The organism is Actinokineospora fastidiosa, assembly GCF_014648415.1.
Taxonomy (GTDB): Bacteria; Actinomycetota; Actinomycetes; order Mycobacteriales; family Pseudonocardiaceae; genus Actinokineospora; species Actinokineospora fastidiosa.
This window is the reverse complement of record NZ_BMRB01000001.1, coordinates 1,698,293-1,712,858: the sequence shown is the minus strand read 5'-3', so window position 1 is coordinate 1,712,858 and position 14,566 is coordinate 1,698,293. Positions and strand designations below refer to the sequence as shown.

At 72.7% G+C, this 14,566-nt stretch carries 17 protein-coding genes; 5 read left to right on the top strand and 12 right to left on the bottom strand.

Translation table 11 applies throughout. The annotated features are described in order from the left end of the window. Nucleotides 1-5: 5 nt before the first annotated feature. Nucleotides 6-1,172 (bottom strand): serine hydrolase domain-containing protein, encoded by a 1,167-nt coding sequence (locus tag IEY98_RS08255; protein ID WP_189209615.1) that lies wholly within the window; start codon nucleotides 1,170-1,172, stop codon nucleotides 6-8. Between the two features lie 186 nt (nucleotides 1,173-1,358). On the opposite strand from IEY98_RS08255, the gene IEY98_RS08250 reads away from it, so the two are divergent. Beyond that, nucleotides 1,359-2,162, top strand: a complete 804-nt coding sequence (locus IEY98_RS08250; protein ID WP_189209614.1) for a metal-dependent hydrolase — start codon at nucleotides 1,359-1,361, stop codon at nucleotides 2,160-2,162. A 2-nt stretch (nucleotides 2,163-2,164) separates the two neighbouring features. Here IEY98_RS08250 and IEY98_RS08245 read toward each other — a convergent pair whose 3' ends face one another. The 3 genes from IEY98_RS08245 to IEY98_RS08235 are packed head-to-tail and all read right to left on the bottom strand — an operon-like array spanning nucleotide 2,165 to nucleotide 4,393. After that, a complete protein-coding gene (locus IEY98_RS08245; protein WP_189209613.1) occupies nucleotides 2,165-2,815 on the bottom strand; it encodes a SecDF P1 head subdomain-containing protein in 651 nt (216 codons plus the stop codon). Between the two features lie 34 nt (nucleotides 2,816-2,849). After that, the gene (locus IEY98_RS08240) at nucleotides 2,850-3,110 is read right to left on the bottom strand and encodes a metallothionein (protein ID WP_189209612.1); all 261 of its coding nucleotides are present in this window, start codon (nucleotides 3,108-3,110) and stop codon (nucleotides 2,850-2,852) included. Between the two features lie 38 nt (nucleotides 3,111-3,148). After that, entirely contained in the window at nucleotides 3,149-4,393 is a 1,245-nt protein-coding gene (locus IEY98_RS08235) for an MFS transporter (RefSeq protein WP_189209611.1), read from the bottom strand. A gap of 367 nt (nucleotides 4,394-4,760) precedes the next feature. On the opposite strand from IEY98_RS08235, the gene IEY98_RS08230 reads away from it, so the two are divergent. Then, the gene (locus IEY98_RS08230; RefSeq protein ID WP_189209610.1) at nucleotides 4,761-5,333 is read left to right on the top strand and encodes an HhH-GPD-type base excision DNA repair protein; all 573 of its coding nucleotides are present in this window, start codon (nucleotides 4,761-4,763) and stop codon (nucleotides 5,331-5,333) included. Here the strand turns inward: IEY98_RS08230 and IEY98_RS08225 are convergent. Then, complete coding sequence (locus IEY98_RS08225) at nucleotides 5,299-5,979, bottom strand: spermine/spermidine synthase domain-containing protein (protein WP_229786674.1); 681 nt, start codon at nucleotides 5,977-5,979, stop codon at nucleotides 5,299-5,301. The genes IEY98_RS08230 and IEY98_RS08225 overlap by 35 nt on opposite strands. Nucleotides 5,980-5,997: 18 nt before the next feature. Here IEY98_RS08225 and IEY98_RS08220 point away from each other — a divergent pair, with 18 nt between their 5' ends. Together IEY98_RS08220 and IEY98_RS08215 are read left to right on the top strand one after the other, a co-directional pair. After that, the gene (locus tag IEY98_RS08220; protein WP_189209609.1) at nucleotides 5,998-7,335 is read left to right on the top strand and encodes a serine/threonine-protein kinase; all 1,338 of its coding nucleotides are present in this window, start codon (nucleotides 5,998-6,000) and stop codon (nucleotides 7,333-7,335) included. Nucleotides 7,336-7,377: 42 nt separating this feature from the next. Then, nucleotides 7,378-7,755 carry a bacteriophage spanin2 family protein gene (locus IEY98_RS08215; protein ID WP_189209608.1) on the top strand — a complete coding sequence of 126 codons (378 nt, stop codon included), beginning with the start codon at nucleotides 7,378-7,380 and terminating at the stop codon, nucleotides 7,753-7,755. Between the two features lie 148 nt (nucleotides 7,756-7,903). Here the strand turns inward: IEY98_RS08215 and IEY98_RS08210 are convergent, their stop codons facing one another. The 3 genes from IEY98_RS08210 to IEY98_RS08200 form a co-directional block, all read right to left on the bottom strand. Further along, nucleotides 7,904-8,302, bottom strand: a complete 399-nt coding sequence (locus IEY98_RS08210; RefSeq protein ID WP_189209607.1) for an SsgA family sporulation/cell division regulator — start codon at nucleotides 8,300-8,302, stop codon at nucleotides 7,904-7,906. A 197-nt stretch (nucleotides 8,303-8,499) separates the two neighbouring features. Further along, a complete protein-coding gene (locus IEY98_RS08205) occupies nucleotides 8,500-9,315 on the bottom strand; it encodes an inositol monophosphatase family protein (protein ID WP_189209606.1) in 816 nt (271 codons plus the stop codon). A gap of 67 nt (nucleotides 9,316-9,382) precedes the next feature. After that, nucleotides 9,383-10,366: a malate dehydrogenase gene (locus IEY98_RS08200; RefSeq protein ID WP_229786673.1), complete on the bottom strand. Its 984-nt coding sequence runs from the start codon at nucleotides 10,364-10,366 to the stop codon at nucleotides 9,383-9,385. 220 nt (nucleotides 10,367-10,586) lie between these two features. On the opposite strand from IEY98_RS08200, the gene IEY98_RS08195 reads away from it, so the two are divergent. Further along, nucleotides 10,587-11,384 (top strand): helix-turn-helix domain-containing protein, encoded by a 798-nt coding sequence (locus tag IEY98_RS08195; RefSeq protein ID WP_189209604.1) that lies wholly within the window; start codon nucleotides 10,587-10,589, stop codon nucleotides 11,382-11,384. Here the strand turns inward: IEY98_RS08195 and IEY98_RS08190 are convergent. From IEY98_RS08190 to IEY98_RS08175, 4 genes are all read right to left on the bottom strand, one after another. Beyond that, a complete protein-coding gene (locus IEY98_RS08190; RefSeq protein WP_189210135.1) occupies nucleotides 11,377-11,610 on the bottom strand; it encodes a DUF3017 domain-containing protein in 234 nt (77 codons plus the stop codon). The two genes, IEY98_RS08195 and IEY98_RS08190, sit on opposite strands and share 8 nt — an antisense overlap. Nucleotides 11,611-11,687: 77 nt before the next feature. Then, the gene (locus IEY98_RS08185) at nucleotides 11,688-12,542 is read right to left on the bottom strand and encodes a bifunctional methylenetetrahydrofolate dehydrogenase/methenyltetrahydrofolate cyclohydrolase (protein ID WP_189209603.1); all 855 of its coding nucleotides are present in this window, start codon (nucleotides 12,540-12,542) and stop codon (nucleotides 11,688-11,690) included. A gap of 5 nt (nucleotides 12,543-12,547) precedes the next feature. Beyond that, on the bottom strand, nucleotides 12,548-13,471 hold the full coding sequence (locus tag IEY98_RS08180; protein ID WP_189209602.1) for a DMT family transporter: 924 nt from the start codon (nucleotides 13,469-13,471) through the stop codon (nucleotides 12,548-12,550). Then, nucleotides 13,462-14,448 (bottom strand): helix-turn-helix transcriptional regulator, encoded by a 987-nt coding sequence (locus IEY98_RS08175; protein WP_189209601.1) that lies wholly within the window; start codon nucleotides 14,446-14,448, stop codon nucleotides 13,462-13,464. The genes IEY98_RS08180 and IEY98_RS08175 overlap by 10 nt, the downstream gene beginning before the upstream one ends. Nucleotides 14,449-14,566: the final 118 nt, after the last annotated feature.

The following is a 14,566-nucleotide window of genomic DNA, read 5'->3' as shown; positions in this document are numbered from 1 at the left end:
CGATGCTAGGCCAGCCCCGCGGCCGCCACGATGACGCGCTGGCTTACCCGCGGCTGCTCGGGCACACCCATGTGCAGCGTGTTCACCGAGAAGACCACCCGGCGGGCCAGGTCGGGCGTGGCGCCGATGCCGTTGTTGTAGCCGGGGCGGTCGCCGGTCTTGCCCCAGAAGAGGACGTCGCCGACCTGGAACCGGTCGAGCCCGCCGCCGCGCTGGGCGGGGACGTCGTTGGCCGGGTCGTCGTCGCCGTCGAAGGTGGGCACGTCCGGGACGGCGAACAGCACGGCGTTCTGCTCGCGCGGCAGCAGGCGGCCGGTGATCAGGGCGACGAGGAACCGGTCGAGGTCCTCGGCGGTGGAGATCGCCTCGGCCGCCGACCACTGGTAGGTCGGGTTGGCCTCGGTGATGTCGACGTACTGGCCGTCGACCAGCTCATAGCCGTGGGCGTGCGGGCCGGGGATGCCCGTCTTGGCCCCCGGGAAGCTGGTGCCGCGCAGCCGCAGCGGCTTGACCACCGCGTCCCGGACGGTCTCGGCGTACGGCCTGCCGGTGACCTCCTCGATGACCGCCCCCAGCACGAGGTAGCCGATGTTGCCGTAGTGCTGCTTCGTGCCGGGGGCGAACTCCATCTCCCGGTCGGTGAACGCGAGGTCGAACATCTGCCGAGGGGTCCACGTGTCGAACCGGTGGGCGAGGAACCAGTCCGGGTCCTTGTGGTCGATGGGCACGCCGGGCAGGCCGGAGGTGTGGTCGAGCAGCGTCCGCACCGGGATCGGCGGGTAGCGCTCGGGCAGCAGGCCGGGGACGTAGTGCTGGACGGTCCGGTCGAGGTCCAGCTCGCCGTCCGCGGCCAGGCGCAGCGCGGCGACGGCGGTGAAGACCTTGGTGATGCTGCCGATCCGGAAGCGGCCGTCGATCGGCACGGGCCTGCCCGTGCGGATGTCGGCGACGCCCGCGGTGCCGTCCCAGCACCCGGCCCACCCGCGGACGCGGACCAAAGCCCCGCTGGTGTCGTCGCCCAGGTCGGAGATGGCCGCGCGCATGGCGGCGGGGTCGAGCGGGGGGACGGAGGCCGTGGCGGCCTGCGGGGTGGTGGCGGTCGCGGTCGTGGCGGTGGCCGTGGTGAGGCCGACCAGGAGGGCCGCGGCGAGCGCGGCGGTTCGGATTCGCATGGCCGCAAGCCTGTCCTTGATCGACTCCGCCGCCATCGGGCATCAGCCCGGATCGCCACCCTGAGAAATCCCGGGCCGTCCCTCAGGGAACACGTGTTCGCGTTTCGTGATCGAAAACGGCGCTGACGACGGTCGACCGATCGTAGGGTGGCCCGACGCGACGGGCAGACGAGATGTGGGGGGCCGATGGCGACCGGGCCGACGCACGCGATGAGCGGACTGGCGGGGTGGGCGGCGGCCACCGCCCTGGCCGAGGGCACCGCCCTGGGCAGCCTGTCGGTCAAGGGCTGGCTCGTGGGCGCGGTGCTCGCCGCCGGGGCGGCGCTGTTACCCGACCTCGACCACCCCGAGTCGACCGTGTCGACGACGTTCGGGCCGGTGTCGGCCGCGGCGTCGAAGATGCTCAACTGGTTCAGCAGCGTCGTCTACAAGGCCACCCGCACCAACCGCGACTCCAAGCGCGAGGGCGGCCACCGCGGCCTCACCCACACGCTGGTGTTCGCCCTGGGCGCGGCCGTGGTCACCACCGCGATCATCCAGACGAGCAAGTCGTGGGCGCTGCCGGTGCTGATGTTCTTCTTCTGCGGCCTGGCCGTGCGCGGGATCCTGCACAAGTGGTGCCCGCGCAACGACGCCCTGTGGATCACCGGCACCAGCCTGGTGCTCACCTACGCCTGTCTGAAGTGGACGGACCCGACCTCCCCGGACGCGGCCGCCTGCGGGGTGGCCGTGGCGATCGGCTGCGTCGCCCACTACCTCGGCGACGCCATCACCGAGCAGGGCTGCCCCATCCTGTGGCCGGTCCCGATCGCGTGGAAGACCTGGTACCCGGTGGCCCCGCCGAAGATCATGCGCATGCGCACCGGCGGGCGCGTCGAGATGGCCATCGTCGGCCCGCTCATCACCGCGGTCGCCGTCTGGATGTCCGCCGTCGCCCTGCAGCGCGCGGGCAACGTGCTGCCGGGCATCGACCTGATCCCCTGGACCTAGGCTCAGCCGCCGAGCGCGGCGACCAGGTTCTCGGCCTCGTCCCTGGTGAACCCGTTCACGCCGCCGTGGATGGTGGTGTCGCCGTGGATCGCGCCCTGGATCGTCGGGGCCGAGACGACCTTGCCGTCCACCAGGAACGCGACCCGCTCGTTGACGTGGCTCTCGGTGTGCCTCGCCCAGATGTCGGTCCCCTCGGCGGTGAAGGAGAGGGTGACGACGTAGCCGACGCCCTGCGGGTCGATGCCGGAGGTCGCCTCGGCGACGTGCCGCTCGTCCAGAAAGGCCTTGTCCAGGATGAACAGCTCGACGCCGTCGCGGTCGCAGGCGGCGAGCGGCAGGGCGGGGTCGGCGTCGAGCGGGTCGGCGCCGCCGCAGTCCAGCGCGTTCAGCGCCGCCATCTGCGCCGCCGGGTCGGCGGGGGTGGAACCGGCGGGCGCCAGGTCGGCCGACTGCCTGCACGCCTTGTCCGCGGAGGCCGCCTTCCCCGGGCACGCGGATGACGTCACACCGGGTGTCAGCGCGTTCGTCGGGTAGCTCACGACGACCGGCCGGAACTCCAGCGCCGCCTCCCGCACAGCGCCGCCGTCGACCGTCGACTGGCACCCGGTCAGGACCACTCCCGCGGCCACCACCGCCCACCATGCTCGCGCCACACCGTGATCATCGCGCGCGAGCGGTGATCGGTTACTAGCCCGGGTGCGCGCCGACGGCGTCCCTGATCTCGGCGCCGAGGTCGTCGCCGCTGTTGCGGGCGCAGTGGGCGCAGCAGAAGAACCTGCCCTGCACCTCGACGCCGTGCCCGAGGACGCGGCACTTGCAGTGCTCGCACACCGGGGCGAGCCGGTGGGCGGCGCACTCCAGGGAGTCGAAGGTGTGCACCTGACCGCTCACCGTGCGGACCTCGAAGGCCATCCAGTAGTCGTTCCCGCACACGTCGCAGACCGCCATGGGGCGCTCCTTCCGTCCCCGCCAGCCTGCGCCCGCCCTCAGCGCTCGGCAACCCGGAGCCGCGCCACGCAGGCGAGGGCTATCAGGGCGAGCACGGCGATGTAGCCGGAGACGGCCATGGAGGTGCCGGTCGACTCCAGGAGCAGGACCATGAGGAACGGCGCCAGGCCGCCGCCGAGCACCGAGGCGATCTGGTAGGCCAGCGACGCGCCGGTGTAGCGCACCTGCGGGGCGAACAGCTCGGCGAACAGCGCGGCCTGCGGGCCGTAGATGCAGCTGAGGAACGTCGCGCCGACGAGCTGGGCGACGATCAGGGCGGGGATGGCGGCGGTGTCGATGAGCAGGAACATCGGGAACGCCCACACCAGCAGCCCGACCACGCCGATGGTGTAGACCCGGAACCGCCCCACCTTGTCCGACAGCCGCGCGGCGAGCGGGATCGTGACGATCTGCGCCCCAGCGACGATCATGGCGACGACCAGCACGGACCCGCGGTCCATGCCGAGCTCGCGGGTCGTGTAGTCGAGCGAGCCGGTGATGAGGATGTAGAACGTCGCCAGGTGCACGGCGAAGGACCCGCCCGCGAGCAGCACCTTGCCCCGGTGGTGCTTCAGCACCTCCCGCACCGGCGACCGCTCAGCCCCCCGGAACTCCGGCGTCTCGGCGATGCGGGCGTGGATGAACCAGGCGAGCAGCAGCACCAGCGGCCCCACGAGGAACGGGATCCGCCAAGTCCAGGCCGCGAACGCGTCGGACTTCTGCAGCACGGCGAACGACATGTTGGCCAGCACGACCCCGACGACCACGCCGACCTGCACGAAACTGCCGTACAACCCCCGCTTGCCGGGCGGTGCGTACTCGGTGGCGAGCAGCATCGCCCCACCCCACTGCGCCCCCACGGCGATCCCCTGGAGCAACCGCAACAACACGAGGATCACCGGCGCCGCGATCCCGATGGCCGCGTACGACGGCGTCAACCCGATCCCGGTGGTCGCCGCCCCCATGGCGATGAGCGCGAGGACCAGCGTGGGCTTGCGCCCGTACCTGTCCCCCATATGCCCCGCGATCGCCGCCCCGATCGGCCGCACCACGAACCCGACCGCGAACGTCGCGAACGCCGCCAACACCCCGGCGACAGGACTGGCGACGGGGAAGAAGACGTCCCCCAGCACAAGAGCGGCGGCGGTGCCGAAGATGAAGTAGTCGTACCACTCGAAAGTGGAGGCCAGGAACGCCGCGACCGCGACCTTGCGGTGCTTGGTGGTACTCGCCTCTTTCAGCATCGCCGCCTCCACGTGTGGACGTGGTGACCAGGGTGAACGGCCGGGGCAGCCGATCACATCTCCGGCGATGCCCAACGGGCGTGCACGACCGCTCTGCCTCAGGCCGTCCTCAGGCCGTCCCGGACCGGGCCGTGCCCGGCGGCGGTGGCCACGGCTCGGCGCCGAGGTCGAGCACCTTGCAGCCCATCCCGCTAGACGCAACTCCGCGAGAACCGAATCCGGAAGACCCACCCAACCGACGCTCATCTCGTCGCCCCGATTCGAGCGCACGTGCCTTCTCCACCCCGATCGGACGACACCAAGCGGCGGAGCGACGCTGTTCGCGTCCAAGGGTGGCCCGGACCGCCGGATATGCGATCCTTCCGCCATGACGCCGAAGCTCTGCATCGCCCAGAATCCCGAGGCCGACGCGCTGCTGGAGGAGAGTCCGCTGGCACTGCTCATCGGCATGCTGTTGGACCAGCAGATCCCCATGGAGGTCGCGTTCAACGGGCCCAAGAAGCTGTACGACCGCCTCGGGAAGCTCGACGTGCGGGAGATCGCTGAGTACGACCCGGAGGCGTTCGCCACGATCGCGACCACCCCGCCTGCGATTCACCGGTATGGGGGCAGCATGGCGAAGCGGGTGCAGGCGCTGTGTCAGTACCTCGTCGAGCACTACGACGGGGATGTGGCGCAGATCTGGACCAAGGACAAGCCGACCGCTGAGGTGGTGCTCAAGCGGTTGAAGGATCTGCCGGGGTACGGGGAGCAGAAGGCCAAGATCTTCCTCGCCCTCCTCGGCAAGCAGCTCGGGGTGACGCCCTACGGGTGGCGCAAGGCGGCCGGGGACTACGGGACGAAGGGGTCCAAGCGCAGCGTCGCCGATGTCGTCGACGCCGGGTCGTTGGCTGAGGTTCGGGCGTTCAAGAAGGCGATGAAGGCCGCGGCGAAGGCGTAGCCAGGTAGACCACGTCCGGTTCGCCCCGGGGGACCGGGACGGTGAGTTCCTCGACGTCGGCGAAGTGGGCGCGGAGGCGCGTGTGGAAGTCCGCGCTGGCCGCGGCGCTCCAGACGGCCAGGACGCCGTCGGGGGTCAGGGCCGAGGCGAGCAGGTCGAGGCCGGTGTCGGTGTAGAGGCCCGCGTTGCCCTCGTCCAGGGTCCACTCGGGACCGTTGTCGATGTCCAGGCACACCGCCCCGAAAGGCTCCTCCACAGTGGACAGCCACGTCACCAGGTCGGCCGGGACGCAGTGCGCGCGGGGGTCGGCCAGCAGGTCGGCGTTGCCCAGCGGGCCCGCGTTCCACTCGATGACCGCCTGCTCGCGCTCGACCACGACGACCTCGCCCACCCTCGGGTGGGACAGGGCCGCGGCCAGGGAGAAGCCGACGCCCAAGCCGCCGACGACCAGCGGGGCGCCGTCGGGCATGCGGTCGGCCGCGGCGTCGACCAGCAGGCGCTCGGACTCGCCCGCGCGGGTGTCCATCAGGAACATCCCGTCGGCGATGATCTCGTGGTGGGCGCCGACGCGGCGCAGGACCAGTTCGCCGCACGCGCCGGGGGCGCGGGCGATCACGGTGGGCAGCTCGTCCATATGTCTGCCCACTGTGCCAGAGTCCGCGCCATGCTTCCCACGGTTCCCGGGCTGGCGTTCGTGCGGCCGCTCGGTCAGGGCGGGTTCGGCACGGTGCACCTGGCCCGCCAGCACCGGCTCGACCGCGACGTCGCCGTCAAGCTCGACAACCGGGTGCTGACCACCGAGCGCGACCAGGCCCGCTTCCTGCGCGAGGCCCGCGCCGCGGCCCGGCTGTCCGGGCACCCGAACGTCGTCAACGTCTACGACGCGGGTGTCGCCGAGGACGGCAGGCCCTACATCGTCATGGAGCTGTGCACCGGCGGGTCGCTGGCCGACGTGCTGCGCGAGCGCGGGCCGCTGCCGGTCGAGGAGGTCGTGGAGATGGGCGCGCGGCTGGCCGACGCCCTGGCGCGGATGCACGCCGCGGGCATCCTGCACCGCGACATCAAGCCCGCGAACATCCTGGTCAACGCGTTCGGCGCGGTGAAGCTCGCCGACTTCGGCCTGGCCGCGATCCTCGACGCGCACGCCGAGAGCACCGTCACCGTGGGCGCGCTGAGCCCGCACTACGCCGCGCCCGAGGTGTTCGCCCACGCCGCGCCGAGCCCGGCAGGCGACCTCTACTCCCTCGCCGCGACCCTCTACACGCTGATCGCGGGCTCCATCCCCCGCACCATCCCCTGGCCTGCCGACTCCCTGGACCAGCTGGTCGGCGCGCTGAACGCGCCGGTGCCGCCGATCCAGCACGCCCCGCCCGCGGTCAACGCCGCCCTGCTCGGCGCGCTCGCCGCCGACCCGGCCGCGCGGACGGACTCGGCCGAGCGGCTGCGCGACGAGCTGAGCGGACTGCGGCCCGCCCGGCAGGCGCCCCGGGTCGAGCGGCGACGCAGGGCGGCCGCGGTGCTCGCCGTCCCCGCCCTGCTCGCGGCGGGCTTCCTCGGCCGTGGGTTTCTTCCGCCGGACGAGCGGACCGCCGAGCCGGAGCCGCCGCCGGAGAGCGCCGTCGCCGCGCCCGCCGGGATGGCTGAATGCCCCGGCCACGAGACCGACGGCTATTGCGTGGCCGACCGGTGCTTCGGCGGGCTCGTCAACAGCGCCGACATGCAGATCACAGCCCGCCCGATCCCCTGCGCCGACCCGCACGCCTGGCAGGCGTTCAGCGGCCTCCCGCTTCCCCCGGAGGCCGCCACGATGACCGGCACGCAGATCCTGGCGTTACCGCAGGTCAGCGCGGCTTGTTCGACCCGGGTGATGACCGCCCGCGCGGGCGTCGACACGGCAGGATGGGCGGTGGAGATCCTGCCGAGCCCGGACCGGGCGTCGGTGCTGTGCCTGGCGTCGGAGCCCGGCGCGGAGCGCACCGGCAGCGCCTTCGGCCCCGGCTGATCGGTAGCCTTGCTGCCGTCCACTCCTACTGACAGGGGCACGATGCGTTCTCGGATTGCCACCACCCTGACCGCCGCCGCACTGCTGGGCGCGCTGACCGCCTGCGCCGAGATCCAGGAAGCCGCCGACACCGCGGGCAACGCGGCCGACAAGGCGAGCGTGTGCGTCAAGGCGCTGGAGCTGGCCGGGTTCACCCCGGACGCCAACAACCCGCAGCAGGCGGTCGACGAGGCCCAGCAGAAGGCCGACGAGCTGACCACGCTCGCCCAGGACGTGTCCGACACGACGCTGAGCACCGCGTTGACGGACATGGCCACCCAGCTGCGGGAGATCCCCGCCAACCTCGACCCGGCGAACCTCGCCGACTGGACCCAGCAGAAGCTGGACGCCTTCAACGCGCTGAGCCAGGCCTGCCTGTAACCCCGCGCTGAACCCCGATGGCCGCCCACCCCGTGCGCTCGGGGAGGGCGGCCATCGCGCCGCGGGAGCGGGTTCCAGATGATCCGATCATATGATCGCATCATGCCGATAGCGCGATCATATGATCAGATCATCTGAAATCGCCGGTTCAGACGTTGGTGATCTCCGCGATGAGGGCGTCGACGTCGAAGAAGTCGCCCTCCTCGCCGACCGGCACCATCGCCGCGGTCACGGCGGCGAAGTCGGCGACGTCGGCGTGGCTCATGACGAGCATCGCGTGGCCGTCGGGCGACTCGATCTCGACGTAGAGCACGCGGTCGCTGGCGTCGGACCCCGGCCGGAACCGCACGTCGCCCTCACCGGCCGCCGAGGACAGCCCGGCCAGCAGCAGGTCGCGGGCGAAGACCCACTCGACCCAGCTGTCGTTGTCGGTCTGGAAGGCGGCCGCGATGGTGAACGGCTCGGCCGTCCGGTAGGTCCACCGGGACCGAACCGGAATGCTGCCGTTGTAGAGCGAGATGAGCTGCTCGGTGTGCTCGCTGGTCATCGGTGCCTCCCTGTCCTCCAGGCCCCGGGGTAGTCGTTCCCGGGTCCGTCGACAGGGAAACGCGGGCGGCAGCGGTCCGTGATGCCATTACCTGCAGTTTCCCTCTATCGGGGGAAGGAGTTACGGCGGAGTTAATCCGGACGTCCCCTCCGTAGCGCTGATTGCCGGGTTGGCGACCCGATCGCGTGAGCCTCGGGTCACCCGAGAATCGTGGCGGCGAGTTCCTCGGCCAGCGCCGGGGTCGCCGCGGCGATCCCGGACCACCGCCGGGTCAGGTCCGGGTCGAATTCCAGGGCCCGGCCGCGCGCGTCGATGACCGTCCCGCCCGCCGCGGGCACGGTCACCAACGCGGCCGCGAGGTCGACGATCCGCAGGGTGTCCGAGCCCGCGTCGGCGAAGGCGTCGACCGAGCCCTCGGCGACGAGGATCGCCTCGAGGCACGTGGTGCCCAGGATGCGCAGCCGCCCGGCCCGGTCCGCCACGCGCAGCCAGGCGTCCCGGTTGGCCGACTTCGGCCGCAGCAGGTTGACCGTCGCGCCCGCCAGCCGCGTGCGCCCGCTCGTGCGGAACGCCGTCGGGTGCCCGACCCGCGCCCACCACGCCCGACCGGTGTCCAACCAGGTCGTCAGCGCCTCGGCGGGCAGGGTGTCGCGCACCAGCGCCCCGGCGAAGCACGACAGCGGCACCCCCGACGCGGCGTTGGCCGAGCCGTCCACCGGGTCGACCACCAGCGTCAGCGCCGAGCCGTGGTCGAGGAAGCCGATCTCCTCCGACAGCAGGTTGACCCCGCTGCGCTGCGCCGACTCCGCGATCGCCTCCTCGACGACGGCGTCCACCCGCATCGTCGGCGTGCCGTCCGCGCCCATGCCGACCTCCTCGGCGAGCGCGGCGCGCCCGTGCGAGCGGCGGATCACGCCGTAGGCGGCGGAGGCGGCGCGGGCGGCGTCGGCCAGCGCGGGGTGGACGTCGGCGGGCAGGTCGGGAACCGGCACAGGCCAGGCGATCAGGCTCACCCCGGCACCGTAACAAGACGAACGGCCCCTCCCGCCGGAAAGCGGGAGGGGCCGTCGCGATCGGACTCTAGATGAGGCCCAGGGCCTTCACCGCGTCGCGCTCCTCGACCAGCTCGGCCACGGAGGCGTCGATGCGGGCGCGGGAGAACTCGTTGATCTCCAGGCCCTGCACGATGGAGTACTCGCCGCCGGAGCAGGTCACCGGGAAGGACGAGATCAGGCCCTCGGGCACGCCGTAGGAGCCGTCCGACGGGATCGCCATGGAGGTCCAGTCGCCCTCGGCGGTGCCGTTGACCCAGTCGTGGACGTGGTTGAGCGCCGCGTTCGCCGCCGACGCCGCGCTGGACGCGCCCCGGGCCTCGATGATCGCCGCGCCGCGCTTGGCCACGGTCGGGATGTAGGTGTCGGCCAGCCACGCCTCGTCGTTGACCACCGACGCCGCCGACTGCCCGTTGACCTCGGCGTTGAACAGGTCGGGGTACTGGGTGGCCGAGTGGTTGCCCCAGATCGTCATCTTTTTGATGTCGGTGACCGCGCAGCCGACCTTGGCCGCCAGCTGCGAGAGCGCGCGGTTGTGGTCGAGGCGGGTCATCGCGGTGAAGCGCTCGCGCGGCACGTCGGGGGCGTGCGCGGACGCGATGAGGGCGTTGGTGTTGGCCGGGTTGCCGACGACCAGCACGCGCACGTCCGAGGCCGCGCCCGCGTTGATGGCCTCGCCCTGGGGCTTGAAGATGCCGCCGTTGGCCTCCAGCAGGTCGCCGCGCTCCATGCCCTTGGTGCGGGGCCGGGCGCCGACGAGCAGGGCCACGTTGACCCCGTCGAAGGCCTTCTTGGCGTCGTCGGTGATCTCGATGCCCGACAGCAGCGGGAAGGCGCAGTCGTCCAGCTCCATCGCGGTGCCCTCGGCGGCCTTGACCGCCTGCGGGATCTCCAGCAGCCGCAGGTTGACCTTGGTGTCGGGGCCGAGCAGGTGCCCCGATGCGATGCGGAACAGCAGCGCGTAGCCGATCTGTCCCGCGGCTCCGGTGACGGTCACGTTGACGGGTGCCACTTGGCAGTTCCCTCCCGGTGTCAGCGGGCTGCCATGCCTGCGGCGTCGCCCGGCGCAGTGGAGGCTACCAACCGCCGGGGGCGGCGGCGGTAGACGGTGAGCAGGGTCTCCGGCCGACCCCATCGGGTGGTTCTAACGCGACACCGTAACGCGCGGGCGTTCGAGCGGGCACCCTGCGGCGATCATGGCGCGCGTCCCCCCAGTTGGCCCAGGGAGAACGATGTCGGACGTGCGTGTCGCCCTGCTCGGCGCGGAGCTGCGCACCCAGCGCGACCGGGTCGGGCTGAGCCTGGCCGAGGTCACGGCCAAGGTGGGGATCAGCGCGGCCAAGCTGAGCCGGATGGAGAACGGCCGCGCGCCCCAGGCCCCCGACGACGTCGCCGCCCTGCTCGGCCTCTACGGCGTCACCGGGCTCAGCCGCGACGACCTGATCGACCTCGCGGCCAGCCTCAGCGACGGCGCGGGCGGGTCGGACTCGGCGCTGCGCTTCCTGGAGACGCGCGCGGCGATGATCGTGGACTACCAGTCGGCGCTGATCCCCGAGCTGCTGCAGACCGTCCCGTACGCCCAGGCCGCGCTGCGCGAGGTGGCCATGCTCGACGACGACTCCGTGCTGGACCGCTGGACGCAGCGCATCCACCGGCAGTCCGTGCTGCGCAAGCCGCAGCCGCCGCGCTACTACGCGATCATCGCCGACGCCGTCCTGCGCACCGCGGTCGGCGGGCCGGACGTGCTGCGCGAGCAGTTGCGGTACCTGGTCGAGGCGGGCGCGCGCCGGTCGGTGACGATCCGGGTGATCCCGGACCTGCCGCACGGGCACCCCGGCCTCGGCGGGCCGTTCCAGCGGCTGCAGTTCCCGCACCGGGGCGCGGTCGTGGTGCTGGACAAGCGCACGTCGCGGCTGTTCGTCGAGGACCAGGCCGAGGTGCGCCACTACGACCGGGTCGTGGTGGAGCTGCTGAGCACGGCGCTGTCCGAGGAGGACTCGCTGGCCAGGATCGCGCGGCTGGCTAGTTGAGCGGGCCGCCCTCGATGGTCACCGCGACCGCGATCACCATCGTGCCGAAGGCGGCGTAGGTCAGCACGTCGACGGCGCGGCCGCGGATGGCGACCAGGCCCGCCTGCTCGTCGCGGAGCAGGGCGCGCAGACCCGCGGCCAGCAGCAGCGCGAGCCCGATCCAGACGCTGCCCTCGCGCCAGTGGTACATGCTGATCCGCACGAGCCCGACCGCGACCACGGCCATGACCAGCACGAACGGCAGGTGGACGAGCGCCGGGTGCCGGGTCCTTGGCGGCTCGCCCCGGCCGCCGACCGGCTCGCTCACGACCGCGCGGTCCGCTCGGCGACCTCGACGGTGTTGCGCAGCAGCATGGCGATGGTCATCGGGCCGATGCCGCCGGGCATGGGCGCCAGGTACCCGGCGACCTCGCGCACGTCCGGGTGCACGTCGCCGACCAGGCCCCGGTCGGTGCGGGTGACGCCGACGTCGAGCACGGCCGCGCCGGGCTTGACCATGTCGGCGGTGATCAGGCCCGCGCTGCCCGCGGCGGCGACCACGATGTCGGCCCTGCGCACCTCGGCGGCGAGGTCCTTGGTGCCGGTGTGGCACAGGGTCACGGTCGCGTTCTCGCTGCGGCGGGTCAGCAGCAGGCCCAGCGGGCGGCCCGCGGTGACGCCGCGGCCGACGACGGTGACCCGGGCGCCCGCCAGCGGGACGTCGTAGCGGCGCAGCAGCTCCACGATGCCCACCGGCGTGCACGGCAGCGGGGCGACGTCGCCGAGGACGAGCTTGCCCAGGTTGGTGGGGTGCAGGCCGTCGGAGTCCTTGGCCGGGTCGACGCGCTCCAGGGCGCGGCCCGCGTCGAGGTGGCCGGGCAGCGGGAGCTGGATCAGGTAGCCGGTGCAGTCCGGGTTGGCGTTGAGCTCGTCGATCGTCGCCTCGAGCTCGGCCTGGCTGACGGTGGCGGGCAGGTCGCGGCGGATCGAGTTGATGCCGATCTTGCGGCAGAAGTTGTGCTTGCTGCGCACGTACGCCTGCGAGCCCGGGTCGTCGCCGACCAGGACGGTGCCGAGGCCGGGCACCACGCCGCGCTCGGCGAGGGCCGCCACGCGCACGCGCAGCTCGTCCAGGATCGCGTCTCGGGTCGCCTTGCCGTCCAGAATCGTCGCCGTCACGGCCGTCATCCTCTCATTGCGGGCCGACGCGCCGCCGCGACCACCACCGCGAGGAGGGTGACCGCCGCGCCCGCGAGCGTCGCCGTCGAGACGCCCCGGCCCAGCAGGTCCACGGCGATCGATCCGGTGATCTGCCCGCACACCGCGCACAGGCCCAGCAGCAGGACGCCGATGTGGCGGACGGCGAAGACGGCCGTGGTCAGCGCGACGATCCCGATGGCCCCGCCGGTGTAGAGCCACCAGTCCGTCGGCGGCGGCGCGGGCCAGCCGCGCACGACGACGTCGACGGCACACGCGAGGAGCAGCGCGACCGTGCCGACGGCGAAGTTGACCAGCGTGGCGAACCGGACGCTGCCGCTGGCGGCCCGCACGAGCCCGTTGACCGCCTGCTGCCAGCCCATGGCCGCGCCGCCGAGCGCGGGCAGGACCGCCAGCCACAGCGTCCTCGGCTCGCCGAACTCGTCGGAGACGGCGACGGCCACCGCGAGCACGGCCAGCGCCGCGCCGACCGCCCTCGGCCAGGTGATCGGGACCGGACCGCCCGGGCCGATGCCCGCGCGGTCGACGACCAGGCTGCTGACCACCTGCCCGGCGACCACGGCGACGGTGAAGACCGCGACGCCCAGGATCGAGGCCGTCAGGCCCTGCGTGGTGACGTACCAGGCGCCCGCGACGCCGCCCAGGCACTGCCACGGCCGCAGCTCGCCGGAGCGCAGCGCGCGGACCCAGCGGCCCACCGCCGCCCTCGGGTTCCGCGCCGAGGCCACGACCAGGCACAACAGCGCGAGCCCCACGCCGAAGGACACCAGCGCGGCGAACAGCCCGTCGCCGAGGCCGCGCGCGAGTTCCCCGTTGATCCGGCTCTGCACGGCGATCGCCGTGCCGCCGGTGAAGGCCGCGAGCAGCCCCGCGAGCCGTTTCAGATCCACCGGTGGCGCACCGCGTGGACGGCCAGCTGGAAGCGGGAGGTCGCGCCCGCGTGCTCCATCAGCCGCTGGAGGTGGCGGAAGACCGTGCGCCTGCTGATGCCGAGCTGGCGGGCGATGGAGTCGTCGTTGGCGCCCGCGGCGAGCAGGCCGAGCAGGCGCTGCTCGATCGGCTGCACCGGGGACACCGCGTGCGCCCCGGCCTGCAGCGGCACCGCCAGCCGCCACGACGCCTCGAACAGCCCGACCAGCGCGGAGAGCAGCGAACTGGGGTGCACGACCAGCAGCGACCGGTTGACGTCGGCCTCGGCGACCGGCAGCGACACCGTGGCGAACTGCTGGTCCACGATGGTCAGCTTCACCGGCACCTCGGGCAGCACCCGCGCCTGCTCGCCCGCGGCGACGCACGGCTGGATGTTGTTGGCGTAGCGGGCGGGGTCCTCAACGGACGCGCGCGCATAGACCACGCGGTAGGTGACCTCGCCGCGCGCGAGCTGTTCCAGCTCGGCGTTGTTGACGTGCCCCTCGGTGAAGTACGGCGGGGACTCCAGCCTGCGGATCTCGGTGCGCGCGCTCAGCTCCATCTGCTGGATGCGCTGGGCGATCGCGGTGCCGGTGACGACCTCGATCAGGTCGTCGGTGCGCTGGGGGGAGACCGCGCGGCGGAAGGTGTCGTAGGCGTTGAGGGTGGCGACGCGGGCCTGCTCCAGCTCGCTGGCCCGTCTGCGGCTGAGGATCTCCAGGCCGGACGCGGGCGGCACCGGGGTGAACACGGTGCCGTGCGGGCCGCCGGTGCCGACGAGCCCGGCGTCGGTGAGCGCCCGCACCGCCACGCGCACGCCCGGCTGCGGGCGGCCGATCCCCGCGGCGATCTCCTCGGCGGTGGAGGGGCCGGTGCGCAGCAGGTACTGGTAGGCGTGGATCTCGTCGTCGGGCAGGCCGAGACGGGACAGGTGCGGCGCCAGATCGCCGTCGGACATGCTGACCTCCGTCGGTGCACGCGGAGACTGGCACACCTGTGCCGCCGGCACAAACAGGGCGGTAAATCACCCGCTCGGGTTGACGTTGCCGCTGACTTTGCGTCATCGCCGCAGGCAG

What these genes read in the sequence shown, in the direction of transcription:
- IEY98_RS08255 (WP_189209615.1), bottom strand. Translation starts at nt 1,172, where the DNA reads ATGCGAATCCGAACCGCCGCGCTCGCCGCGGCCCTCCTGGTCGGCCTC.
- IEY98_RS08250 (WP_189209614.1), top strand. Translation starts at nt 1,359, where the DNA reads ATGGCGACCGGGCCGACGCACGCGATGAGCGGACTGGCGGGGTGGGCG.
- IEY98_RS08240 (WP_189209612.1), bottom strand. Translation starts at nt 3,110, where the DNA reads ATGGCGGTCTGCGACGTGTGCGGGAACGACTACTGGATGGCCTTCGAG.
- IEY98_RS08235 (WP_189209611.1), bottom strand. Translation starts at nt 4,393, where the DNA reads ATGCTGAAAGAGGCGAGTACCACCAAGCACCGCAAGGTCGCGGTCGCG.
- IEY98_RS08230 (WP_189209610.1), top strand. Translation starts at nt 4,761, where the DNA reads ATGACGCCGAAGCTCTGCATCGCCCAGAATCCCGAGGCCGACGCGCTG.
- IEY98_RS08220 (WP_189209609.1), top strand. Translation starts at nt 5,998, where the DNA reads ATGCTTCCCACGGTTCCCGGGCTGGCGTTCGTGCGGCCGCTCGGTCAG.
- IEY98_RS08215 (WP_189209608.1), top strand. Translation starts at nt 7,378, where the DNA reads ATGCGTTCTCGGATTGCCACCACCCTGACCGCCGCCGCACTGCTGGGC.
- IEY98_RS08210 (WP_189209607.1), bottom strand. Translation starts at nt 8,302, where the DNA reads ATGACCAGCGAGCACACCGAGCAGCTCATCTCGCTCTACAACGGCAGC.
- IEY98_RS08195 (WP_189209604.1), top strand. Translation starts at nt 10,587, where the DNA reads ATGTCGGACGTGCGTGTCGCCCTGCTCGGCGCGGAGCTGCGCACCCAG.
- IEY98_RS08190 (WP_189210135.1), bottom strand. Translation starts at nt 11,610, where the DNA reads ATGGCCGTGGTCGCGGTCGGGCTCGTGCGGATCAGCATGTACCACTGG.
- IEY98_RS08175 (WP_189209601.1), bottom strand. Translation starts at nt 14,448, where the DNA reads ATGTCCGACGGCGATCTGGCGCCGCACCTGTCCCGTCTCGGCCTGCCC.